21 protein-coding genes are annotated in these 25581 nt (G+C 29.5%); all 21 read right to left on the bottom strand.

Features of this window, described 5'->3' with window-relative positions; all coding sequences use genetic code 11:
* Positions 1–165: 165 nt before the first annotated feature.
* Positions 166–1218 (bottom strand): recombinase RecA, encoded by a 1053-nt coding sequence (gene recA, locus ACVHXK_RS00665; protein ID WP_461204584.1) that lies wholly within the window; start codon positions 1216–1218, stop codon positions 166–168.
* A gap of 153 nt (positions 1219–1371) precedes the next feature.
* Positions 1372–1917 (bottom strand): CDP-diacylglycerol--glycerol-3-phosphate 3-phosphatidyltransferase, encoded by a 546-nt coding sequence (gene pgsA, locus ACVHXK_RS00670; protein ID WP_461204409.1) that lies wholly within the window; start codon positions 1915–1917, stop codon positions 1372–1374.
* Positions 1901–3235 carry a 30S ribosomal protein S12 methylthiotransferase RimO gene (gene rimO, locus ACVHXK_RS00675; protein WP_461204410.1) on the bottom strand — a complete coding sequence of 445 codons (1335 nt, stop codon included), beginning with the start codon at positions 3233–3235 and terminating at the stop codon, positions 1901–1903. The genes pgsA and rimO overlap by 17 nt, the downstream gene beginning before the upstream one ends.
* Positions 3236–3299: 64 nt before the next feature.
* The gene (locus ACVHXK_RS00680) at positions 3300–5585 is read right to left on the bottom strand and encodes an FtsK/SpoIIIE family DNA translocase (RefSeq protein WP_461204411.1); all 2286 of its coding nucleotides are present in this window, start codon (positions 5583–5585) and stop codon (positions 3300–3302) included.
* A gap of 75 nt (positions 5586–5660) precedes the next feature.
* A complete protein-coding gene (locus tag ACVHXK_RS00685; RefSeq protein WP_461204412.1) occupies positions 5661–6338 on the bottom strand; it encodes a ClpP family protease in 678 nt (225 codons plus the stop codon).
* Between the two features lie 67 nt (positions 6339–6405).
* Positions 6406–7608, bottom strand: coding sequence for an aspartate kinase (dapG, locus tag ACVHXK_RS00690; RefSeq protein ID WP_461204413.1), 1203 nt, complete (start codon positions 7606–7608; stop codon positions 6406–6408).
* 37 nt (positions 7609–7645) lie between these two features.
* The gene (locus tag ACVHXK_RS00695) at positions 7646–7927 is read right to left on the bottom strand and encodes a YlmC/YmxH family sporulation protein (protein WP_461204414.1); all 282 of its coding nucleotides are present in this window, start codon (positions 7925–7927) and stop codon (positions 7646–7648) included.
* 148 nt (positions 7928–8075) lie between these two features.
* A complete protein-coding gene (locus ACVHXK_RS00700) occupies positions 8076–10190 on the bottom strand; it encodes a polyribonucleotide nucleotidyltransferase (RefSeq protein ID WP_461204415.1) in 2115 nt (704 codons plus the stop codon).
* Between the two features lie 107 nt (positions 10191–10297).
* Entirely contained in the window at positions 10298–10561 is a 264-nt protein-coding gene (gene rpsO / locus ACVHXK_RS00705) for a 30S ribosomal protein S15 (RefSeq protein ID WP_461204416.1), read from the bottom strand.
* A 119-nt stretch (positions 10562–10680) separates the two neighbouring features.
* A complete protein-coding gene (locus ACVHXK_RS00710; RefSeq protein ID WP_461204417.1) occupies positions 10681–11607 on the bottom strand; it encodes a bifunctional riboflavin kinase/FAD synthetase in 927 nt (308 codons plus the stop codon).
* Between the two features lie 4 nt (positions 11608–11611).
* Positions 11612–12490: a tRNA pseudouridine(55) synthase TruB gene (gene truB / locus ACVHXK_RS00715; protein WP_461204418.1), complete on the bottom strand. Its 879-nt coding sequence runs from the start codon at positions 12488–12490 to the stop codon at positions 11612–11614.
* Complete coding sequence (locus ACVHXK_RS00720) at positions 12490–13446, bottom strand: DHH family phosphoesterase (RefSeq protein ID WP_461204419.1); 957 nt, start codon at positions 13444–13446, stop codon at positions 12490–12492. The genes truB and ACVHXK_RS00720 overlap by 1 nt, the downstream gene beginning before the upstream one ends.
* Entirely contained in the window at positions 13433–13798 is a 366-nt protein-coding gene (gene rbfA / locus ACVHXK_RS00725) for a 30S ribosome-binding factor RbfA (protein WP_461204420.1), read from the bottom strand. Before rbfA ends, ACVHXK_RS00720 begins: the two co-directional genes overlap by 14 nt.
* Positions 13799–13819: 21 nt before the next feature.
* Positions 13820–15958: a translation initiation factor IF-2 gene (gene infB / locus ACVHXK_RS00730; protein ID WP_461204421.1), complete on the bottom strand. Its 2139-nt coding sequence runs from the start codon at positions 15956–15958 to the stop codon at positions 13820–13822.
* 17 nt (positions 15959–15975) lie between these two features.
* Complete coding sequence (gene rnpM, locus ACVHXK_RS00735; protein WP_461204422.1) at positions 15976–16251, bottom strand: RNase P modulator RnpM; 276 nt, start codon at positions 16249–16251, stop codon at positions 15976–15978.
* Positions 16252–16272: 21 nt separating this feature from the next.
* Positions 16273–17319 carry a transcription termination factor NusA gene (nusA, locus tag ACVHXK_RS00740; RefSeq protein WP_461204423.1) on the bottom strand — a complete coding sequence of 349 codons (1047 nt, stop codon included), beginning with the start codon at positions 17317–17319 and terminating at the stop codon, positions 16273–16275.
* A 12-nt stretch (positions 17320–17331) separates the two neighbouring features.
* A complete protein-coding gene (gene rimP / locus ACVHXK_RS00745; RefSeq protein ID WP_461204424.1) occupies positions 17332–17793 on the bottom strand; it encodes a ribosome maturation factor RimP in 462 nt (153 codons plus the stop codon).
* 134 nt (positions 17794–17927) lie between these two features.
* Positions 17928–22262 carry a PolC-type DNA polymerase III gene (locus tag ACVHXK_RS00750; RefSeq protein ID WP_461204425.1) on the bottom strand — a complete coding sequence of 1445 codons (4335 nt, stop codon included), beginning with the start codon at positions 22260–22262 and terminating at the stop codon, positions 17928–17930.
* A gap of 57 nt (positions 22263–22319) precedes the next feature.
* A complete protein-coding gene (gene ispG / locus ACVHXK_RS00755; protein ID WP_461204426.1) occupies positions 22320–23369 on the bottom strand; it encodes a flavodoxin-dependent (E)-4-hydroxy-3-methylbut-2-enyl-diphosphate synthase in 1050 nt (349 codons plus the stop codon).
* A gap of 11 nt (positions 23370–23380) precedes the next feature.
* Positions 23381–24406 carry an RIP metalloprotease RseP gene (rseP, locus tag ACVHXK_RS00760; protein WP_461204585.1) on the bottom strand — a complete coding sequence of 342 codons (1026 nt, stop codon included), beginning with the start codon at positions 24404–24406 and terminating at the stop codon, positions 23381–23383.
* Between the two features lie 22 nt (positions 24407–24428).
* On the bottom strand, positions 24429–25580 hold the full coding sequence (gene dxr, locus ACVHXK_RS00765) for a 1-deoxy-D-xylulose-5-phosphate reductoisomerase (RefSeq protein ID WP_461204427.1): 1152 nt from the start codon (positions 25578–25580) through the stop codon (positions 24429–24431).
* Position 25581 lies beyond the last annotated feature (1 nt).

Here is a 25581-nt window from a genome sequence, read left to right on the forward strand (position 1 = left end):
ACACCTCCAAGTATACCGCAAAATTGCAAAAATCGCCTAGAAACTCTAAAGGTGTAATATTTGTAGAAATATTGATTTCATTGTTAAATCAGAAATTAATATTATTTTACTTCACTTTTTAGATTATGTCAAGTTAACAAAAACGTAGGTTTCCCTACGTTTTTGTTATACACTAGTATTCTCTTCTGGTTTTTCTTTTTTTACTTTTGTTTCGCTATTAACTATAAGTGGTGTTAAATTGAAGTTTTCACGTATTTTAGCATCAATTTCTGAAAGGACATTTTTATTTTCACTAAAGAAACTTTTAACATTCTCCCTACCTTGACCTAACCTTGTTTCATTATATGAAAACCATGAACCACTTTTTTGAATGATACCCTCTTTTACACCTACATCCAGTACATTACCTTCATAAGAAATTCCTTCACCATACATAATATCAAATTCCGCAATTTTGAATGGTGGAGCTACTTTATTTTTAACTACTTTAACCTTTGTTCTATTACCTAAAAATTGATCTCCCTGCTTTATACTATCAATTCTTCTTACATCAAGTCTAACAGAAGAATAAAATTTAAGAGCTCTTCCTCCTGGAGTTACTTCTGGATTACCAAACATAATACCCACTTTTTCTCTTAATTGATTTATAAAAATCGTAGAACAATTTGACTTATTGATAGCACCCGTAAGTTTTCTCAACGCTTGAGACATAAGTCTTGCTTGTAATCCAACGTGAGAATCGCCCATTTCACCTTCGATTTCAGCTTTTGGTACCAACGCGGCTACTGAATCCACAACAATAATATCAATTGCCCCTGATCTAATAAGTGCTTCACATATTTCTAAAGCTTGCTCACCAGTGTCTGGTTGAGAAACTATTAGATTATCAATATCAACGCCTAATGCTTTTGCGTAAACCGGATCCAATGCATGTTCAGCATCTATAAAAGCTGCAGTTCCTCCCATTTTTTGAGCTTCTGCTGCCATATGTAATGCAACGGTTGTTTTACCAGATGACTCTGGTCCGTATATTTCTATAATTCTGCCTCTAGGTATTCCACCGATTCCTAATGCAATATCAAGTGATAAACTTCCAGTAGGAATTGATTCAATATTAGCTATGGGCTGATCTCCTAATTTCATTACTGACCCTTTACCAAATTGCTTGTCAATTTGACTCATAGCTGCTTGAAGTGCTTTCATTTTTTCATTATTCACTTTAACCATTATTACACCAACCTCTCCACGAACTAACGTTCTATTTTGATTATATCCTAATTAAAAATAGATGTCAACCATTAATAAGTTCCTAGTGAATTATTTTGCAGGAACTTATTAGTAATTATTGACATCATAAATAGATTTAATACTTTATTTAAATGAAATAGTATTTTTATTTTTCACAAAATAGTCAATACCAGATATTATAGTTATAATTAAAGCAGCGACTAAAGAGCAATATGTAAATATATCTAAAAATCTATTTGACATTATTAGATTTATTAATGCTGAAATTATTGCAACAATTTGAATAACTGTTTTAAGTTTACCCCATTTGCTTGCAGCAATTACAACCCCTTCAGCTGCAGCTATAGTTCTTAACCCTGTTACCGCAAACTCTCTAGCAATAATTATCATGCAAAACCATGCAGGTATACTTCCAAGTTCTACAAGAGTTACTAATGCTGAAGTGACAAGTAATTTATCCGCTAAGGGATCTAAAAATTTACCAAATGAAGTAACTTGATTTCTGCTTCTAGCTATATAACCATCTAGTTTATCTGTAATTGAAGCCAAAATAAAAATTACAGTTGCAATAATAACACCGATATTAGTTGTAAAGTTAACTGACATAAAAACTAAAAAAATAGGTACTAGTAAAATTCTTAAAATTGTTAGTTTATTTGCAAGATTCATCACATACATCTCCTATCAAATCATATTCAAGTGAATCAGAAATTTTAACATCTATAAAATCTCCTATACTTAACATTCTACCACAATTAAATATAATTTCACCATCAACTTCAGGGGCAAATCCATAATATCTACCAGTATATTCATTTTTTCTTTTTTCTTCTACTAATACATTATAGATGGAACCTATTTTTTCTCTATTATTTTTCCGAGATATTTTTTGTTGAATTTTCATTAATTCATTATATCTTTCTTCCTTTATGTTTTCAGCTATCTGTTCTGGCAACATAGCCGCCGCCGTTCCTTCTTCTTTAGAATATTTAAATACACCTACATGGTCAAGTTTATATTCTTTTAAGAATTTTAATAATTCAATAAAATCTTCTTCTTCTTCACCCGGAAATCCTACAATAAGGGAAGTCCTAATTATAACACCAGGTATTCTCTCTCTTAATGTATTTAATTTATTTAATAGAATTTCCTTTGATGTTCTTCTATTCATCTTCTTCAATATTTTATCACTGACATGTTGTATAGGTAAATCTAAATACTTACAGATTCTATTGTTCATTCGTATTTCTTCAATTAATTTATCATAAATCTCTTCTGGATAACAATACATTAATCGAATCCATTTAATTCCAACAATTTTTGATAATTTATTCATAAGAATATGTAGAGTTTTTTCTCCATCAATATCTACCCCGTAATTAGTAGTGTTTTGAGCAACTATAATCAACTCCTTAACACCCTTAGACGCTAAAATTTCCGCTTCTTGAATAATTTTATCCATATGTCTGCTTCTATATCTACCACGTATTTTAGGAATAGCACAATAAGTACAATTATTATCGCAGCCTTCAGAAATTCTTAAATATGCATAATAACTCGGTGTAGTTAAAATCCTTTCGCCACTATTAATATTATCATCACTGTAGTCGCATTTTAATATATGCTTATTATCGCCAAAATGAGCCATAATTTCTTTTTTGATGTCATCATAATTATTTACACCTAACATTATATCAACTTCTGGTAACAATTCTTCTAAATCTTCTGAATATCTTTGTGTAAGACATCCGGTAGCTATTAATAATTTGCATTTCTTTTTTTTGTAAGTAGCCATTTGCAAAATAGTATTTATAGATTCTTGCTTTGCTTCTTCTATAAAACCACATGTATTAATTATAATAACATCAGATTCTTCTAAATCGTCTACTATATTAAAATAATTGCTTAAATTACCAAGCATTATCTCTGAATCTATTCTGTTTTTATCGCAACCTAAGCTTATTAATCCTACGTTTATCTCTGTCACAAAAGTACCTCCTTATTTTTAAGTCAACATTAATTTTAATACAAATTACTTTAAAGCACAATAATTATTTTTCGTATCTATCCAGCAACACTTGTCTAGGTTTGCTACCGTTTTTACCTGATATAACACCATTTTCCTCCATTTGATCTATGATCCTTGCAGCTCTGTTATATCCAATCCTTAGTTTCCTTTGTAATAAAGATGTAGATGCTTGTCCTAAATCGATAGAAATTTTGATAGCTTCATCTATTAATTCATCTTGGTCTGATGTGGATTTATCTATATTATCATTAATTTCTTCTATAATATCTTCTTCATATTTAGTATCATCATGACTATTTTTAATATACTTAACTATTTTTTCTACTTCATCTTCTGAAATGAATGCCCCTTGAATTCTAATAGGTTTTGAAGCACCAACAGGGTAAAATAACATATCACCTTTACCTAGCAACTTTTCTGCACCAGATGTATCTAAAATTGTTCTTGAATCTATACTACTAGAAACTGCGAAAGAAATTCTCGATGGAATATTAGCTTTTATTACACCTGTTATAACATCAACTGATGGACGTTGTGTAGCAATAACTAAATGCATGCCAGCAGCTCTAGCCATTTGTGCAAGTCGTCCTATAGATTCTTCCACTTCTGATGCACATACCATCATTAAATCAGCAAGTTCATCTATAATTATAACAATCCAGGGAAGCTTTTCATTCACCATTTCTCTTAAATATAGTTCATTATAACCTTCAATATTTCTTACATTATTATCAGCAAACATCTGATATCTTCTAGTCATTTCTTTTACTGCCCAATGAAGTGCCCCAGAAGCTTTTTTAGGATTTGTAACAACTGGAATTAAAAGATGTGGAATTCCATTGTAGACATTTAGCTCAACTACTTTGGGATCTACTAGTAGTAGCTTAATATCTTCCGGGGTATATTTGTATAATAGACTAATAATAAGACTATTAATACAAACACTTTTTCCTGACCCTGTTGCTCCAGCTATTAATAAATGTGGCATTTTACTTAAATCTGAAACTATACATTTTCCACCAATATCTTTTCCAAGTCCAATAGTAGCGTTATAAATAGAGTCTTTAAATTCCTCAGAATCTATTACTTCCCTTAGGGTAACTGGTGAAACTTCTTTGTTTGGAATTTCTATGCCCACAGCACTTTTACCAGGGATAGGTGCTTCTATCCTTACAGAGGAAGCTGCTAAACTTAACGAAATATCGTCTGCTAAATTTACAATTTTACTAACCTTAACTCCTATACTTGGTTGTATCTCAAATCGAGTAACTGAGGGTCCTTTTGTTACTTGTAGTACCTTTGCCTTTACACCAAAACTTTCTAGTGTTTTCTCTAGTTTATTAGCATTTCCAATAAGTTCTCGTTTATCACTCTTTTGATTTTTACTAAATGGATTAAATTTAAGTAAATCAATAGGTGGAAATGAATAGTTAGTTTTATTATTAGAATAGTTTGAATGTATTTCTTTATTTACGTTAATAGAATCTTCTGCTATATCAACTTTTTTTATTTCCATTTGAGGTTGGTCTATTATACTTATTTTTTCAGAAGCTACTTCATTTACTACTATATCATTAAATTCAGGAATTTCTTTTTCTTTTATGGGGTTATTAATTTTTTCTCCTTTTTCAGATTTTAGAAAATCTAATATTTTAATTTTCTTATTAATATTGTCAATATAGTTTTTCCCATCTTCTTTTTTATCAGATTCATTAACTATAATTTTCTTATCGTTTTTACTTTCTTCTCTTTTTTGTTTTACTTTTGAATAATAATTGTTAAGTAGGTTATGTAGAGAAATTTCAAAAATTAAAATAATGCTTATAAAGTAAATAGCAACAAAAACAATATAAGACCCTATCTGACCAAACATATTGTATAATGGAATATCAATAAGATACCCAAGTATCCCTCCAGTGAATACAGTTTTAAAATTATACATTTTTATAATTCCATTTAAAATATCCCCTTTTGTATAATACTCATTTACATTAACCATTTGAAAAAACAACATACTATTTAAAATAACGGTTATCAACCCATAAAATCTACGACTAAATTTTACCTTGCCTTTTTTTAGTATTATAATGAATCCTGTGAATATAAGTATAAAAGGAACTATAAATGCTGCAAAACCAAGAAGAGAGAATAAAACTCTGTATGTCATTTCACCAAAAGCACCAGAAGCATTAGAAAAAAATATGCTAAGAAGCATTAAAATTCCTATTGTTATATAAATTATTCCTTTTATATCAGAGTTAGTTTTTTTGGTTTTTGTGTTTCTTTGAATATTCGCTTTTTTAGCCATCAAATCACCCCTTTAAAATACTTCTACATATATTTCTATTTTCCTTTAAAGAAAAATTAGCTAAAGTAATTAACTTTAGCTATTAGTGTTTTCTTCTATTAATTCATTAAGCTTATTAATGGCCTCACTTATTCCTCCAACAGAATCTATTAATCCATATTCTACAGCTTGATTTCCTATAAGAATTGTACCCGTATCATTAAGAAGCTCATCAGATTGAAGCATTAATTTATTTAATGTGTTTTTATCTACCTTTGATGTTCGTAATATAAATTCATTAATTCTTTCCTGCATTTTTCTAAAATATTCAAAGGTTTGAGGAATGCCTATTATTAAGCCATTCATTCGAATTGGATGAATTATCATTGTAGCAGATGGTGATATAAATGAGTAATCTGCGCAAGTTGCTAGTGGAACACCAATAGAATGCCCTCCACCAATTACTAACGAAACGGTAGGTTTGTTTAGACTTTTTATCATTTCTGAAATTGCTAAACCCGCTTCTACATCACCACCTACAGTATTTAAAACTATTAAAACACCTTTTAACTGCTCATTAGATTGTATATCTACTAATTGAGGTATTACATGCTCATATTTTGTAGTTTTAGACTGTGGTGGAAGCACATTGTGCCCCTCGATTTGGCCAATTATAGGTAATACATAATAATTCCTTGTATTTTCAGGGATACTTGAAACACCTAATTCTTTAATATTTTCTAATTCTTTATTTTCAGTTTTATCATCCTTCATAAAATCTCTCCTTTCTTTCTAATAATATTATTTCAAAGAAAAGATAAGATATACATAATAAAAAATTTTATTTATCTATACAAAATTCTTTATGAAGAGAATTAATTGATTTCTTAGTGTTCTCTTTTTTTACTAAACACCAAATTGTTGTATGAGAATCAGCTGTTTGTAATATTTCGACATTCTCTTTTGTAAGTGCTAATACAATTTTAGCCATCACGCCAGGTATACCTCTCATTCTACTGCCTATAATAGCAATTTTGCTACAATTATTAATAAATGAAAATTTTATTTTTAAATTATTCATTAGAGAATAAAATTCATCAAATTGAGCATCGTCTATTGTGAAAATATTTTCATTTGGAATAACATTGATTAAGTCGATGCTGATATTATTATCTGCTAGAACAGAGAAAACTTTACTGTAATTAGGGTTTTTAATATTTTCAAACATTTTAATCCTTATTTGTGTTCTATTGGACATATAAGTTATTCCAGTAATAACATTCTTACTGTTTAAAGAACCTGAAACATTAATAGTAGTGCCCGTACTATCACTCATAGTATTTTTAATTAATAAAGGTACGTTACCTCTCATTGCTATTTCAACTGCTCTTGGGTGAATAACTTTCGCACCCTGTTCTGCAAGTTGGAATACTTCATTGTAACTAATTTCTTTAATAAGTGCTGCTGATTTTACAATACGAGGATCTGCAGTCATTATTCCATCTACATCGGTGTAAATCTCTATACTATGAGCTTTTACTCCTACCCCTAATAAAGATGCTGTTACATCACTTCCACCTCTACCTAAAGTTGTAAAATAGCCTTCATCACTTGCCCCTTGAAATCCTGCAACAACAGGAATTTTTCCTTGATCAATAATTTCTAATAGTTTTTCTGGTCTGATTTCTTTAATGGACGCCTCAGAAAAATTATCATCTGTAAGAATTCCTGCCTGTCCACCAGTAAGAGGCACTGCCTGAATGTTATATTCAGCAAGTTCATTACATAAAACGCATGTGCTAATAATTTCACCACAACTCATTAATAAATCTGTAGCTAATAGATTTTTCTTTTTAAAATCAGTAGATAGCATAGATAATAGGGAATCTGTTGCGTAAGGTTGGCCTTTTCTTCCCATTGCTGAAACAACAACAATAGGAGCAAATCCATTCTTTTTAGCCTCAACTATTTTTGAAACAACACATTTTCTACTAATTTTACTTGCTACGGATGTTCCTCCAAATTTTTGAACTATCATGTTCATAATAATCCTCCAATAAATTAAATGTCATAATATTATTCTATTCTTTTTTTGTAAATTGTTTAGCATCATTTTTATCAAAATCAACTATTATAGTACTGCTTCCAATTTTTTTTATATTTTCCCACGGTAATTCAATATAAGTATTGTTTTTAAAAAAAGAAAATGATGTTTTGGTTTCTCCTATAATTAAAAATTTAAATGAACCATCTTCATCAACTATTATATCATTATTCATTAAAAAATTATATTTTTCTCCATCATTAATATTAATTATTTCGTACCTTTCTATATCAGAATAATATTTTATGTAATCTTCCATAATAAATACCTCCCTTTTCTTTGCTGATATATTAATTAATATTAATACATCGCCTAAAATTATTTTATTAAATTAATTTAGTCAATATGACTAGAGTGACATAAAATAAGTATAATTTTAGGCAAAATAAAAAGGCACAAGAGCCTTTTTATTTGTCATCTTCTGTATTACTTTTTTCCCCATCAATAATTGCATCTTTTCTTGAAAGGTTTATTCTGCCGGAGTTATCTATTTCAGTTACTTTAACTAAAATTTCATCTCCTATATTAACAACATCCTCTACCTTTTTAACTCTCTCTTTATCTAATTTAGATATATGAACTAAACCTTCTTTGCCTGGTAAAATTTGAACGAAAGCTCCAAAATTCATTATCTTAGTAACTTTGCCTAAGTATATCTTTCCAACTTCAACATCCTTAGTATAAAAATCAATTAATTCTAATGCTTTTTTTCCATTCTCTGCATTCTCAGCAAGAATGAAAACAGAACCATCATCATTAATATCTATTTTTACATTAGTTTCTTCAATAATTTTATTAATTGTCTTTCCACCAGCACCAATAACATCTTTAATTTTGCTAGGTTTAATGTTAATAGTATAAACTTTTGGTGCATATTTTGACAATTCTTCTCTTGGCTGAGATATACATGCTGTCATAACATCTAAAATTTGCATTCTAGCTATACGAGCTTTTCTAATAGCAGTTTCTATTACATAAGGAGACATCCCTTTGATTTTAGTATCAACTTGTATAGCAGTTATTCCTTCTGATGTACCTGCTACTTTAAAGTCCATGTCTCCAAAGAAATCTTCTAATCCCTGTATATCAGTTAACACTTCTTCTTGAGTTAGGTCTTCATTTGTAACCAATCCCATTGCAATACCAGCAGCAGGTCTTTTAATTGGAACACCAGCATCCATTAGTGCAAGAGTACTAGCACAAACACTTGCTTGTGAAGTTGAACCATTAGAGCTAACAACCTCTGATACAAGTCTTATAGCATATGGAAAATCTGTTTCACTTGGTATCAATGGCTCAAGAGCTTTTTCAGCTAATGCACCATGACCAATTTCTCTTCTGTTCGGACCTCTCATTGGTCTAACTTCACCAACACTGTAAGAAGGGAAATTATAGTGATGCATATATCTCTTTGATGTTTCTTCTTGTAAACCATCAATTATCTGTATTTCTCTCATAGCACCTAAAGTTGCTATAGTCATGACTTGTGTTAATCCTCTTGTAAACAAACCACTACCATGAGTTCTAGATAATAAGTTAACTTCTGAGCTTAAAGGTCTAACTTCTTCAAAACCTCTACCATCAGGTCTTCTGTTCTCAGAAAGAACCATATTTCTTACGATTTTTTTTCTTATAGTGTATACAGACTCATTGATATCAGAAATACTTTCTGGATATTTTTCGAAAAATTCTTCTGCTATTTTTTCATTGATTAAGTTTAATTTTAAGTTTCTTTCATCTTTATCAATTGTATACATCGCGTCTTTCAAATCATCAAATGCAAATACTTTAACTTCTTCTAAGATTGCTTCATTTGATTTTGGTGTTTCAAATGTTTTTTTCTCTTTACCAAACTTTTTCATTATTTCTTCTTGGAACAAAGCAATTTTTTTACACTCTTCAGTTGCAAAATTTATTGCTTCTATCATTATATCTTCTGGTATTTCATCTCCACCAGCTTCAATCATCATAACCCTTTCTTTTGTTGCACAAACAGTAAGGCTTAATTTGCTCTCTGCTCTTTGTTCTGATGTTGGATTAAGTATAAACTCACCATCTATCAAACCTACTAAAACAGTTCCTACTGCATCGGTAAATGGTATACTAGATAAACATAGTGCCATTGAAGCACCGTTCATAGCTAGTATATTAGGTGCATTATCATGATCAACTGATACTACAGTACATACTATCTGTACATCATTTCTATATCCTTTAGGGAAAAGTGGTCTTAATGGTCTATCAATTGCTCTTGCATTCAATATTGATTGATCTGACGGCCTTCCCTCTCTCTTTATAAATCCCCCTGGGATTTTACCAACTGCATATAACCTTTCTTGATATTCAATACTTAATGGGAAAAAGTCTATTCCCGCTCTAGGCTCAGAAGATGCATTTGCGTTAATTAGTATTTCAGTTTCACCATAACTAATCATCAAAGCACAATCAGACAGCATACCGATTTTACCAATCTCTCCACGAAGCATTCTTCCGGCTATTTCCATTTCAAATACTTGACTCATACTATTTCCTCCTTTCAAACATTACATTATTAATTATTACCAAATTACTTTAAAATATAAAACAAAGATATAAAATAATAGAGCGGTACTAGTCCGCTCTATCACAACTACTTTCTTAAGCCTAATCTCTTAATTAATGAACGATATCTTTCGATATCTTGCTTCTTTAAGTAGTTTAAAAGTCCTCTTCTTTTACCAACCATCATTAGAAGTCCTCTTCTAGAGTGATGATCTTTCTTATGAACTTTTAAATGTTCATTTAATTGGTTGATTCTTTCAGTAAGTAATGCAATCTGAACCTCAGGAGAACCTGTATCTCCTTCATGTGTTGCATATTCTTTGATTAATTCGTCTTTTCTTTCTCTTAGCATATATACACCTCCAAATTAAATCACCTATATTCCAAGAATACCGTATGCAAATCGGATTTCATAGAATATGGCTCGCAAAACAATTATATCAAAATTAATATAAAATGTAAATTATTTTATCATAAATTTTCAATTTTCTTGCTTAAAGCAAATTCTTTGTCATTTTTTATCTGAAAAGAAAGCTCCTTTAAAGAATTAAATTTTTTCTCATCTCTAATTCTTTGAATAAAAGATATTCTAACTTTTTCTCCATATATTGTTTTATCAAAATCTAAAATATGAGTTTCTATACTAAATTTATTACCTTTGATTGTAGGATTATACCCTATATTTGTAATTCCCTTATACTTGATTTTATTATATTCAACAATCGTTAAATATACTCCACCTCTAGGAACTAAAAATTTTTTATTATAATCTAGATTTATAGTGGGAAAATTAATTGTTCTACCAACTTGATTGCCACTAATTACATGTCCTATTAATGTATAGGGCCTAGACAAAAATGTATTAGCTTTTTTTAGATTTCCTTCTTTTATTAATGATCTAATTTTTGAACTACTTACAATTTCTTCGTTGCATTTTACTGGATTAATTATATATAAATCAATTTTTTCAGAATCACATATATTTTGCAAGAGGTTATTATCTCCTAGATTTTTAAATCCAAATCTATAGTTAAATCCAACAATGAAACCATTAGGATTATAATTCTTTATAAGATAATAAATAAATTCTTCAGGAGTCATCTTCATAAGTTCTTCGTCGAATTCTTTATACACTAGATAATCTAACTGAAGTTTTTTTAATAGTTCTTCTTTCAGAGTATTATCCAGCAAGAGTTTTGGCACCATGTCTTTATTAATAATAGATAAAGGATGATTATCAAAAGTAAATACAGCACTCTTTGCTCTATTATCTTTTGCCAATTTGATAGTTTTATTTATTAATTCTAAATGACCAATATGTAATCCATCAAAACTTCCTAAAGCAATATAAGTTTTATCTTCAATATTTTTTTTACAACTTTTGTTTAATACTATCATTTAATCACCTGAAAAATATTTTTTCTGCTTTAAGTCCATTGATATTTTTAGTAGCAATCCCTAGAAACTTTTTATTTGAGTTATAAACAAGCAAATTATCTCCATTAGGTATTTCATTTATCAAAGATTTATCTTTAATACAAACACCGTTTAAAAGTAATGTTTCTAGTTTCTTAGAAATATTTATTGGAATGTATCCTTCTTTTTTTAGCACATCATCAATATCTAAAATAAATTTTTCAATATTTTTGGCACTCAATTCATGAAAAGAAACTGCGTTTTCAATAGTTAAATTGCCGCTTCCTATCCTTTTTAAATTCCACATAGTGGCACCTGTTTTAAGTTTTTTCCCAATATCATCACATAAACTTCTAATGTATGTACCTTTTGAACACAAAACTGTAAAACTAGCATATGGGAAATCTATTTTTATATTGTCAATTTTATAAATAGTAATTTGCCTAGAATTAAGATTAAATTCTATACCTTTTCTTGCTAAATTATATGCTCTTTCACCATTAATTTTCAAAGCTGAAAATTTAGGAGGAATTTGGTCTATAGTTCCCTGAAAGCCAATAATTGTACTATATATTAATTCGTCAGTTACCTTTAAATCTGATGAATATATTATTTCGCCTTCTCTATCGTAAGTGTCTGTTTGCATGCCTAGCTTAAGTACTACTTCATATTGTTTATTTCCATTTAAAAAGTAATTGGACACTTTAGTAGCACTGCCAATACATATAGGAAGCACACCAGTAGCTAAAGGGTCCAAAGTACCTGTATGACCTACTTTTTTTATTTGAAGTTCTTTCTTGATTTTTCTAACAACATCAAATGAAGTTATCCCTGAAGGTTTATCTATAATAATTATTCCATCCATTATATCAACTCTTTTTCTAATATTGTCAATAATTCATTTTTTATTTCCAGATAGTTTTTATTGCTTTTAAAACCAGCTGCTTTGGTGTGTCCACCACCACCATAAAGTTCTGCTATTTTCCTAACATCAGCATTTGTCTTAGACCTCATACTTACTTTTGTTCCTTTAGTCTTTTCTTTAATTAAAATTGCTACTTCTATAGTATCAATCTTAGTAGCAAGGTCAATTATATCTGATGTATCTCCTTCATCTATATCGTACTTATTCAAGAGATGTTTAGATACATAAATTAAGCTTATTTTATCTTTTATGAATAGTTCAATATTTCGAATTATTTCAGCTTGTAATCTCAGTCTATTAATGGATATATTTTCAAATAAGTGTCTGTGTATTGAAGAAAAATCAAAACCTTTAGAAATCAAATTGCCAGCAATTTCATGTGTTATTTTTGTAGTATTTGAGTGTCTAAAAGACCCTGTGTCAGTTAGTATTGAAGTATATAGACTTTTAGCTATATCTACATCTATATCTACTTCCATTGATTTTAAAAGAGCATAAATTATTTCAGATACAGCTGCACTATGTGTATCTATGTAATTTATATCACCATAATTATCATTTGAAAGATGATGGTCAATGTTGATTATCTTATAGTTTCTATTATCAAAATTCACATTAACATTTATTCTTTCAACATTACCACAATCAAGAACAATCAGCAAATCAGTATCGTCAGATATACTTCCATTAGTTTCAATTTTATTAAACAAAGGCAAATAACTAAATAAAGAAGGTAATGTTTCTTTAGATGAAATGTATACATTCTTATTTAATTTAATCAGCCCTTGTAACAGACCTAAACCACTTCCTATCGAATCACCATCAGGCGACTTATGAAAAGTAATACAAATTTTATTACTTTTCATAATCTCCTTGGCTATACTACTTAACTCCATTTTTTTCTTTCTCCTTTAAGTTCGAAAGAATTTCATTGATGTGCATTCCTCTTTCAATGCTTTCATCTAACTCAATAAGTATCTCAGGAGTAATTCTTAATTTTACCCTTCTTCCAACTTCTCTTTTAATAAGTTTTGAAGCACTTTTTAAGGCCTTAAGAGTTTCTTGTTTAGATTCCTCTTCACCAAAAACACTTACAAAAACTTTTGCAAATTTAAAGTCGTTGGTCACATCTACTTTTGTTACTGAAACCATAGATGAAAGTCTAGGGTCATTAATATCATTTCTGATTATATCACTGACAACTTTTTTTATTTCCTCGTTAATTCTTCCTAATCTGTATTTAGCCATATTTATCTCCTTTCCTCGGAATTAAAGGCTTTTAGGCTTTATTTCAAGCATATGATATACTTCTAAAATATCCCCATCTTTTAAGTCATTAAACTTTTCAAGCATCATACCACATTCATATCCAGAAGCAACTTCTTTTGCATCATCTTTAAATCTCTTTAATGAAGCAAGTACTGTATCAGCAATAACTATACCATCTCTTATTACTCTCACACTACCATTTCTAACAATTTTACCATTTAAAACATAACATCCTGCAACTGTACCTACATTTGATATCTTATATGTTAATCTTACTTCAGCAGAACCTAAAACTTCTTCTTTATATTCAGGCTCAAGCATTCCTATCATAGCATCTTTAACATCATCCATTGCAGTATAAATCACACTATACGTTCTAATATTAACACCTTCACTATCGGCTAAAGCTGTAGCATTATTATCAGGACGAACATTGAATCCAATTACTATGGCATTAGATGCTGCTGCAAGAGTTACATCAGTCTCTGTAATCCCTCCAACTGCACCGTGTATTACTCTTACTTTAACAGCATCAGTTGAAAGTTTTTCTAAAGATGATTTTATTGCTTCAACAGATCCTTGAACATCAGCTTTTATAATTACGTCTAATTCTTTAACTTTTCCTTCTTTTATCTGACTATAAAGTTCCTCTAATGAAACTTTATTTGTTGAAGCTAGACGTTTTGCTCTTTTAGCTTCTGTTCTTTTTTCAGCCATATTTCTTGCTGTTTTTTCATCTTTCATAACTGAAAATCTATCTCCAGCAGCAGGTACATCTGATAATCCTAGTATTTCAACAGGGATAGATGGTCCAGCTGTATCAATTCTTTTACCTTTATCATCAAACATAGCTCTTATTCTGCCGTAAGTTTCACCTGCTATTATAGAATCACCAACATCTAAAGTACCATCTTGAACTAATAAACTAGCAACAGGACCTCTTCCTTTATCAAGTTTGGCTTCAATAACAGTTCCTTTAGCTTTTCTTTTAGCATTTGCTGTTAATTCTTCCATTTCAGCTGTAAGTAGAACCATTTCCAATAAAGTATCTAAACCCTCTTTCGAATGGGCAGAAACCGGTACACAAATTGTTTCTCCACCCCAATCTTCAGGTACAAGATTATATTCAGTTAATTCTTGCTTAACTCTATCTATATTTGCTCCTTCTTTATCAATCTTATTTATAGCTACAACCATAGGAACATTTGCAGCTTTACAGTGATTAATAGCTTCTTTTGTTTGTGGCATTATACCATCATCTGCAGCAACAACTAAAATTACAATATCAGTAATTTGTGCTCCTCTTGCTCTCATAGTAGTGAAGGCAGCGTGACCAGGAGTATCTAAGAATGTTATTTTTTTATTGTTAAGATTAACTGTATAAGCTCCAATATGTTGTGTAATACCACCGGCTTCTGATACAGCTACAGTTTCTTTCCTTATAGCATCTAATATAGAGGTTTTACCATGGTCAACGTGACCCATTACTGTAATTACAGGAGGTCTAGATGTCATTTTTGCGTCTATATATTCAGAATCATTTGTATCGTCAATATCTCCAATTTCACTCTCGCTTTTAACTGCTTCAACAACCTCTTCTTTTTTTACTATATCTATTTCTAATTTTTCAGCTAATTTTTCAGCTGTTTCAAAATCAATTTCTTGATTTATTGCTGCCATTATTCCAAGAAACATTAATTGTTTAATTACTTCTGTTGAAGGTTTATTAGATTTATCAGCAAATTCTTTAACAGTAATGGTATTACCAACCTCAATTACATCGTCAACTACTTCTTCATTAACATTTTCTTTTCTTTTCTTAGTTTTTTTACCTTTTTTATTCTTATTGATATTCTTTTGAGCTTCTTTATTGATATCTTTATTAACTACTTCCTCATAAAAATCAACTATATCATCTTTTTTATCCTGAGTTTGTGCTTTTTGCTGTGTTTTAATTATAGAATTATCTGCATTTTCTTCTGATGAAAACAATTCATTTATTAATTCAGAATCCTCTTCTTCTAAAGCACTCATATGATTTTTAACTTCAATCCCGAATTCTTCTGATAAAATATTAATAAGGTCTTTACTACTAATGTCTAACTGTTTGGCTAATTCATATACTCTAATTTTTGACAATAACGTCACCCCCGAGTTTATTTTTCATTACATTCTGATATTTGTAATTTCAGTTCATCTAATAGGTCTGGTGTTATAGAAATCCCGAGATTTCTCTCTATTCTCTTCTGTTTAATTGCTTTTTCTAAACAATTAATATCCTTGCAAATATAAGCACCTCTACCTGGTTTTTTACCTTTTAAATCAATGGATATTTCTTCTTCTTTATTTTTAACAACTCTTATTAAATCTTTTTTAGGTTTCATCTCCATACAACCAGTACACATGCGCATAGGTATCTTTCTCTTTTTCACAGTAGATTATCACCTTCTTACTTAATTTTGAGCAGCTTCACTAGCAATATCAATTTTCCAACCAGTTAATTTTGCCGCAAGTCTAACGTTTTGGCCTTCCTTACCGATAGCTAAAGAAAGCTGATTATTTGCTACTACTACCTTAGCTGATTTACTATTCATGTCTACATCTACTCTTTCAACTTTTGCTGGACTAAGTGAATTTGCTATATAAACCTCAGGTAGTTTATCAAACTTAATAATATCTATTTTTTCATTATTTAGTTCGTCTACAATAGTTTGAACTCTAGATCCTCTTGGACCTACACAGGACCCTGTTGCATCCACATTATTATCATTTGAGTAAACAGCTATTTTAGTTCTTGAACCTGCTTCTCTTGCTATGCTTTTAATTTCAACTACACCATTATATATTTCGGGAACTTCCAACTCAAAAAGTCTTTTCACTAACCCTGGATGAGAACGTGATACTACTATTTGAGGTCCTTTTGTTGTATTCTTTACTTCAACAATATATAACTTTAGCTTATCATTATAGTTGTAGTTTTCCCCTTTTACTTGCTCATTAGTACCTAGGATAGCTTCTATTTTTGATAAATCAATGAAGACATTACCTTTTTCTTTTCTTATTACTGTTCCTGTTATAATGTCGAATTCTTTAGCAATAAATTCATCATATATTATTTTTCTTTCTGCTTCTTTTATTCTTTGAATAACTACTTGTTTAGCAGTTTGTGCTGCTATTCTACCAAATTTCTTAGGTGTTACTTCAATATCTACTATATCACCAATTTCATATGTTGGATTAATACTTGTAGCATCCTCAATAGAAATTGTATTAATTGTATCATCTACCTCATCAACAACTTCTTTTGATGTATAAACATGAATTTCACCTGTTTCTCTGTTTATTGTTACTTTTGCATTTTGTATTACAGCACCTTGTTTTGAAAAATTCTTTTTGTATGCTGACAGAAGAGCATCTTCTACTGTTTGATATAACATTTCTTCACTAATACCTTTTTCTTTAACAATTTCTCTTAAAGCTTCAATGAATTCCGCATTCATCTATTTACCTCCTTAAAATTCAATTTTTAGATTTACTTTTTCAATGTTTATTCTTTTTATAGATATTTTTGATCCTTTGTTTTTTATTGTAATTAAATCATTAGTATAACTTATAAGATTTCCATCAATAGTATTCTTACCATTGAACTTATTTATAAGTTCAATGGTTACAGAACTTCCTAAATAAGTTTCAAGATGTTTATCTGTAAAAAGTTGACGTTCAACTCCCGGAGAAGATATTTCTAAGAAATATGCTTCATCAATTGGGTCTATTTCGTCTAAAAGTTCACTAATAGTTCTACTTACTTTAGTACAATCGTCTAAATCTATACCATTTACATTGTCTATATAAATTCGTAAAAAGTTTTCATCATCTTCATTAACATATTCAACGTAATATAATTCATACCCTAATTGATTTATTATAGGTAAGAATAACTCAATCAATTTGTCAATCATTAATTTATTATTCATATTTTAACCTCCCATATTTAATTTTTAAAATTCTCAAACAGAAAGAGTGGGCAACTGCCCACTCTTTATAAAAAAATAAATATTTATCATTTCTATTGTAGCATAAATAAAATTTATAATCAAGTTATCCTTATTTAAAATAGACAAAGCTGGTTTGTTTCCGGTAATCCATTTAGACATCCATGGTTAGATAAAGTCTCAATCACTGATTTAGTAGCTTTTGATCTTAACCTCAAATCTTCTTTTGAAATAAATTCACCATCTTTTCTTGCTGCTGAAATACCTTTTGCTGCATTTATACCTACGCCTGCTAAAGAATGAAGTGGAGGCCTTATACCGTCTTCTTCTATTAAAAATTTTATAGCATGTGATTTATATACATCAACCTTTAATAACTTAATACCTCTTTTATACATTTCAAATACTAATTCCAATACAGTTAAAAGATTTTTATCCTTTTGTGTCACACTTTTACCCGCTTCAATTATTTCATTCATTTTCACCTTTACTGTATCTATACCCTGACAAATTAAATCTGCATCAAAATCATCTATCCCACGTACCGTAAAATAAGTAGCATAATATTCTTTTGGATAATAAACTTTATAATAAGCTATTCTCATAGCCATCATAACATAAGCAACAGCATGACCCTTTGGGAACATATATTTAATTTTTTTACAAGATTCTATGTACCAGTCCGGCACCTGATTATCTCTCATAAGTTTTTCATGTTCTTCAGTTAATCCTTTACCTTTTCTTACTTTTTCCATTATGGTAAAAGCATATTGAGGATCAACTCCCTTATACATAAGATACATCATTATATCATCCCTAGTAGCGATACAGTCTTTCAAGGTTGTATAACCTTCTTTAATATAATACTGTGCGTTATTTAACCACACATCAGTACCATGAGATAATCCTGAAATTCTAACTAAATCTGAAAATGTTTTTGGCTTTGTATCCAATAACATCTGTCTAACAAACTTTGTACCAAATTCCGGCAACCCAAAAGTCGCTACGGGACATTCTAACTCTTCCTCGGATACACCGATCCCTTCTGTAGATGTAAATAAGCTTAATATCTTTTCATCCCCAATATCAATATCTTTTGGGTCTAAATTAGTTAAATCTTTTAACATTCTAAGGACTGTAGGATCATCATGTCCTAAAATATCAAGTTTAAGAAGTCTACCACTTATAGAATGATAATCGAAATGTGTAGTTATTATATCCGAATTAGGATCATCTGCTGGATGTTGAATTGGACAAAAATTATATATTTCATTATCTGCTGGAACAACCATTATTCCACCAGGATGTTGCCCTGACGTCCTTTTTACTCCAGTACATCCTTGTGTTAATCTATCAATTTCTGCAGAATTTAATCTTAAATTATTTTCTTCAACATATTTCCTTACATATCCGTAAGCTGTTTTTTCCGCAATTGTTCCAATTGTTCCTGCTTTAAAAGTATGTCCTTTCCCAAATAGCACCTCTGTATATTTATGAATTTCTTGTTGATTATCTCCTGAGAAGTTCAAATCAATATCTGGTTCTTTGTCTCCATTAAAACCAAGGAATGTAGCAAATGGAATATCAAATCCATCCTTCTTAAACTTTTCTCCACATTTTGGACATTCTTTATCAGGTAAATCTACTCCACAAGCAACAGACCCATCTTCAATAAATTCACTATATTTACATTTTGGACAAATATAATGAGCAGGTAGTCCATTAACTTCTGTAATATCACACATTGTTGCTACTAAAGAAGATCCTACAGACCCCCTTGACCCTACAAGATAACCATCAGCATAAGATTTTGCAACTAATTTCTGAGCAATAAGGTACAAAACAGCATATCCATTACTTATTATAGAATTTAATTCTTTTTCTAATCTTTGATTTACTACAGCGGGTAATGAATCACCATAAATCGTTCTAGCTTTATCCATAGTCATTTGGCGTATTTCTTCTTCTGCTCCTTCTATTTTAGGGGGAAAAGTTTCTGAAGGAATTGGTTTTATATTTTCTATACTATCTGCAATCTTATTAGTATTGTAAATAACAACTTCTTTTGCTTTTTCTTCACCTAAATACTCGAATTCTTTCAACATTTCTGTTGTAGTTCTTAAATACAGTGGTGCTTGATCAGATGCATCACTAAATCCTTTACCAAACATTAAAATTTCTCTAAAAACGGAATCTTTTTCATCTAAAAAGTGAACATCGCAAGTTGCTACTACCGGTTTTTTATATTTTTCACCAAGTTCACAAATTTTGTGATTTATTTTTCTTAAATCTTCTCTAGTTTTAACAATACCTTTTTTTATCATAAATTTATTATTATCAATAGGCTGAATTTCTAAATAATCATAGAATTCGATAATTTCTTTTAGCTTATTTTCTTCTTTACCTTCTAATACTGCTTTATATACTTGACCTGCCTCACATGCTGATCCTATAATTAATCCTTCTTTATATTTTTCAATCAGGCTTTTAGCTAATCTTGGTCTTCTATGAAAATAATCAAGATTTGAAAAAGAAATTAATTTATATAAATTTTTTAATCCTATTTTATTTTTAGCATAAATAATTAAGTGATAGGTATTCATTTTTTTTATGTCTATTGTTTCTAAATAAGTTTTGTTTAGTTTTTCTATTTCATATATATCTTTATTTTTAAGTTCCTGAAAACTCTTTAATAAAATTTTTGCAGTTGCAAGCGCATCATCAACGGCTCTATGATGATTGGCAAGAGAAATTCCTAAATGCTTGCATACCGTATTTAATTTATATCTTTTTAGCTCTGGGTATAAAAATTTACATAAAGGAATTGTATCCATTGACGAAAAATCAAATTTAAAACCCATGTTAGAACAATTTTGCCTAATAAAAGAAATATCAAAATTGGAATTATGAGCTACCAAAACTGATTCTTTGGCAAATTCAAGGAATTTTGGCAACACACTATCTATAGTTTCTGCTCCTTTTACCATTTCATTATTTATTCCTGTTAATTCTATAATTTTTAATGGAATTTCACATTTTGGATTAACAAAATAATTAAAACTATCTATAATATGACCGTTTTGGATTTTCACAGCGCCTATTTCTATTATTTTATCTAGTGAGCTGGAAAACCCAGTAGTTTCTATGTCAAAAACTACAAAAGTATCATTTATATTTTTATTATCACATTTTAAAGCTATTGGTTCACCGTCATCTACAAAGTAAGCTTCTACTCCATATAGAACTTTAATATTATACTTTTTTGCTGCATCCATCGCCTCAGGATAAGCTTGAACAACACCATGATCTGTTATCCCAATAGCTTTATGCCCCCACTTTGCAGCCCTTTTTATTAAAGATGAAGCTGGAGAAATCCCATCCATTGCACTCATTTGAGTATGGAGATGCAATTCAACTCGTTTTTCCTCATAAGTATCCATTTTTTCTATTTTTGTAGCCTTTAATATATCTCTTGCAATAATAACAACTTCCTTTTGATATGTATCAAAAGTTGCCTCTCCTCGAAGTTTTATATGCATACCTTTTCTTAACTCTTCTTCAAGTTTTTCAACATCTTTTGGTCTTGGAAAACATTTAACTGTTATAGAACTTGAATAATCTGTTATACAAAATGTAAATATTTTCTTGCCTGATTTAGTAACAATAATATCAAGTTTAAATAAATCTCCCAAAATATTCACTACCCCTGATGTAGCCTCAATTTCTTTAATTTCAATAATTTCTCCAGTAATTTCTCTTCCCATTAAAACATTAGGATTATTTTTAGAAGAACTATATTTATTAAAATTATCATTATTTTTCCTTTTATATTTATCATTTTGAGATGGTTCTTTTTTAGGTTGTTGAGTTGTGTTTTTTGTGTTTTCAATTATTTTTTTTATCAATTGCTGTTCTTGTTTTTCTTTAACATTATCTAAAGTATTGTTTTTTTCTTCTACAGTTTTGTCATAAATAAGTGTAGGTTTTATATTAAACCCAAAGGATTCGTATATTTCCTTTTGTAATTCTTCTTCAAATCTTCTTGTTTTTAATAATTTTACTATAAATTCATTACCTAAATTAATTATTAAGTTATTATCTTTAATTTCTTTATTACAAGATATCATAAAATTTTTACATACAGGAAATTTACAAGAAATTTTATGAATAATTTCATTCCAATATTTGGATATTATTTCTGTACTATCTATTTCTTTTATATCTCTCGTAAGAATTAGATCTACTTCACATAATCCATTTAGTTTTTTTAATATGATTTTTTTTATATAATCTTCCTTTTTATCATTTAATGTATTAATAGATTTCAAATGTACTTTAAGTCTACATTGTTTTGAAGCAAATTGAATTTTTGATATTTCTATATTATCAGCTAATAAAAACTCGTTATTTTCAAATTCATTTTTTAATTCATTTATCAATTTGTTAGACATATGCATCCTCCCCTTTTTTTTAAAAAAGGTATATGAATATAAAATGTAGGCATAAGCCTACATTTTATCTATCTCCTTAATTAATTCTGATAGTAATTCTTCCTCTTTTACTTTTCGTAATATTTCTCCATTTTTAAAAATTAACCCTTCGCCATTTCCACCGGCAATACCTATATCAGCTTCTCTAGCTTCTCCCGGTCCATTTACAGCGCATCCCATAATTGCTACTTTTATATTTTTGTCACAATTAACTAATGCATCTTCAACTTTTTGAGCAAGATTAATCAAATCAATTTTTGTCCTTCCACAAGTTGGACATGAAATAAATTCTATGCCACTTTTCAGTAAACCTATAGATTTTAAAATTTCTCTACCTACTTTTATTTCTTCAATAGGGTCACTAGTAAGTGATACTCTAATAGTATCACCGATTCCTTCTGAAAGTAAAGTGCCCATTCCTATGCTTGCTTTAACTGTTCCTCTCCAGAGAGTGCCTGCTTCTGTAACACCTAGATGTAGTGGATAATCAACTTTACTTGATAAAATTCTATTGCTTTCTATCATTTGATTTACATTTGATGATTTTATCGAGATAATTGTATCCGTGAATCCTATAGATTCAAGAATATTAATATGTTCTAAAGCGCTATCAACTAGAGCATCTGGACATACTTTTCCATATTTATTATATATTTTTTTATCTAAAGAACCTGAATTAACTCCTATTCTAATAGGAATATTTCTAGCTTGTGCTTCTCTTACTACAGATTTAACTTTTTCAACACTTCCAATATTTCCAGGATTAATACGAAGTGCTGAAGCACCATTTTTAAGAGCTTCAAGTGCTAATTTATAATCAAAATGTATATCAGCTACAACAGGGATAGTTACGGCATTAACTATTTCCTTTAGTGCTTTAGCTGAATCCATATCTGGAACAGCAACTCTAGTTATATGGCAACCTGCTTTTTCAAATTTTTTGATTTGGTTTATTGTAGATGTAGTGTCTTTTGTTTTTGTATTATTCATTGACTGAATTGTTATCGGAGAATCTCCACCCACAAGCACATTTTTCACTTTAACTTGTTTTGTAATTTTTCTTTTCAAATTCCCATCTCCTAAAATTGAATTGGATTAATAATATCTTTAATTGTTATGAGTAGCATTAGCAACATTAAAATTGAAAATCCAATAGTATTAAGAACGGCCACATATTTTTGGTCAATTTCTTTTCTAGTTATTATTTGAAATATAAGTAAAAATATCCATGCACCATCTAATGCAGGTATTGGCAAAACATTAAATACTGCAAATTGGACACTTATAAATGCACCTATATATAGTAAATTAATAAACCCTGCTTGTGCTGCAGCTCCTGATATTCTTATTATGCTTATAGGGCCACCTATATCATCTTTAGATACATTACCAGTAAAAATCATTTTTAGAGATAGAAAAGTTTGTTTTATAGTTGAATTGGTTCTTATGAAACCTTGTTCTATAGATTTAAATAATGAAACATCTTCTACTATTGTAGATGCTATACCTACTTGATAAGTATTTGTATCCGCATTAAATTTTGGTTTCAGTGATATGTTAAGGTTTTCGCCATCTCTATTTACTTTTAAATTGATTTCTTCACCATTAGCTATATTTAAATAAACTATAAAATCATCCCAAGATGATATTTTTTTGTCATCTAAACTTAGTATTTCATCACCAACTCTAAGACCATATTCTGCTGCAGCACTATTAGGAACTATTTCACTAATTTTAGGCTCAACATAGCCTGTTGCCGAAGTAACTATAGCAAAAAAAAGTATTGCAACTAAATAATTCATTAAAGGTCCTGCAATAATTATACTCAATTTTCTAAGTGAGCTTTTCTGAGAAAAAGCTCTACTGTTTTGGGATTCTTCTTCTTCACCAAGCATTTTGGCATAACCACCAATTGGGAAAGCTCTTAATGAAAATAAGGTTTCTTTTCCTTGAATTCCAAAAATTTTCGGACCCATACCTATTGCAAACTCTTCTACTAACACTCCGTTCATTCTTGCCACAATAAAATGACCGAATTCATGAGCTATAACTAATACCCCTAAAAAAAGTATCGCCACTACTATATATATAATGTTCATTAACATGCCCAATAATAACCCTCCTCATTTAAAGATAATTATTTATAATAAAAGATCTTACTTCTTTTTCGTACCCTAAAATATATTCTAAACTTACATCTTTATTATTATCAAATTTATTCAAACATTTGTAAATTATCTCAGGAATATCAAGATAATTTATTTTATTATTCAAAAATAAATCTACAGCTACTTCATTTGATGCATTTAGAATAGTTGGCATTAATCCTCCTCTTTTTCCTGCTTCATAAGCTAATTTCAAACAATCAAAGGTATCCAAATCAGGCTTTTCAAAAGTCAAGTTTTCTATTTTTGTGAAATCTAATTTTTGAATTACTCCCGTTTTTCTGTGAGGATAATTTATAGCATATTGTATTGGTAATTGCATATCTGCTGAAGAAATTTGAGCAATTACACTACCATCTACATATTGTACCATAGAATGGATCATACTCTGAGGATGAACAAGTACTTCTATATTACTATAATCTACCTCAAAAAGCCAATGTGCTTCAATTACTTCTAACCCCTTATTCATTAGAGTAGATGAATCTATTGATATTTTGGGTCCCATATTCCACTTAGGATGCTTTATTGCTCTTTCTGGAGTTATATTATTAAGATTCTCTTTCTTTAACCCACGAAATGGTCCCCCTGATGCTGTAAGTATAATTTTATCAATTTCCTCATTCTTATTTCCTTGTAAGCATTGATATATTGCAGAATGTTCGGAATCTACAGGGATAATTTTAACATTATTTTTTTTAGCTAACTCCATGACTAATTTTCCACCAGTTACTAAAGTTTCTTTATTTGCAAGAGCAATATCTTTACCAGCTTCAATTGCTTTTATAGTTGGAACAAGACCAATCATCCCTACAATAGAAGTAAGCACCAAATCAATATCCTCTAATTGAACAATTTCATTTATTCCTGCTAAGCCTAAAAGAATTTCTATTTTTATATTATTTAATTTACAATGTTCAATTACTTTCTTATATGTAAACAAATCAGAAATAGCAACATATTCTGGTTTAAATTCTTCAATTATACTAACTATTTTGTCGTAACTTTTATTAGCTGAAAAAGCTTTTAATTGTAGGTTTTTTTCTTTTCTTATAACATCAATACTTTGACTTCCAACAGAACCGGTAGCTCCTACTACACATATTCTTCTCACA

The sequence above is a fragment of the Clostridium sp. DL1XJH146 genome (genome assembly GCF_054819755.1).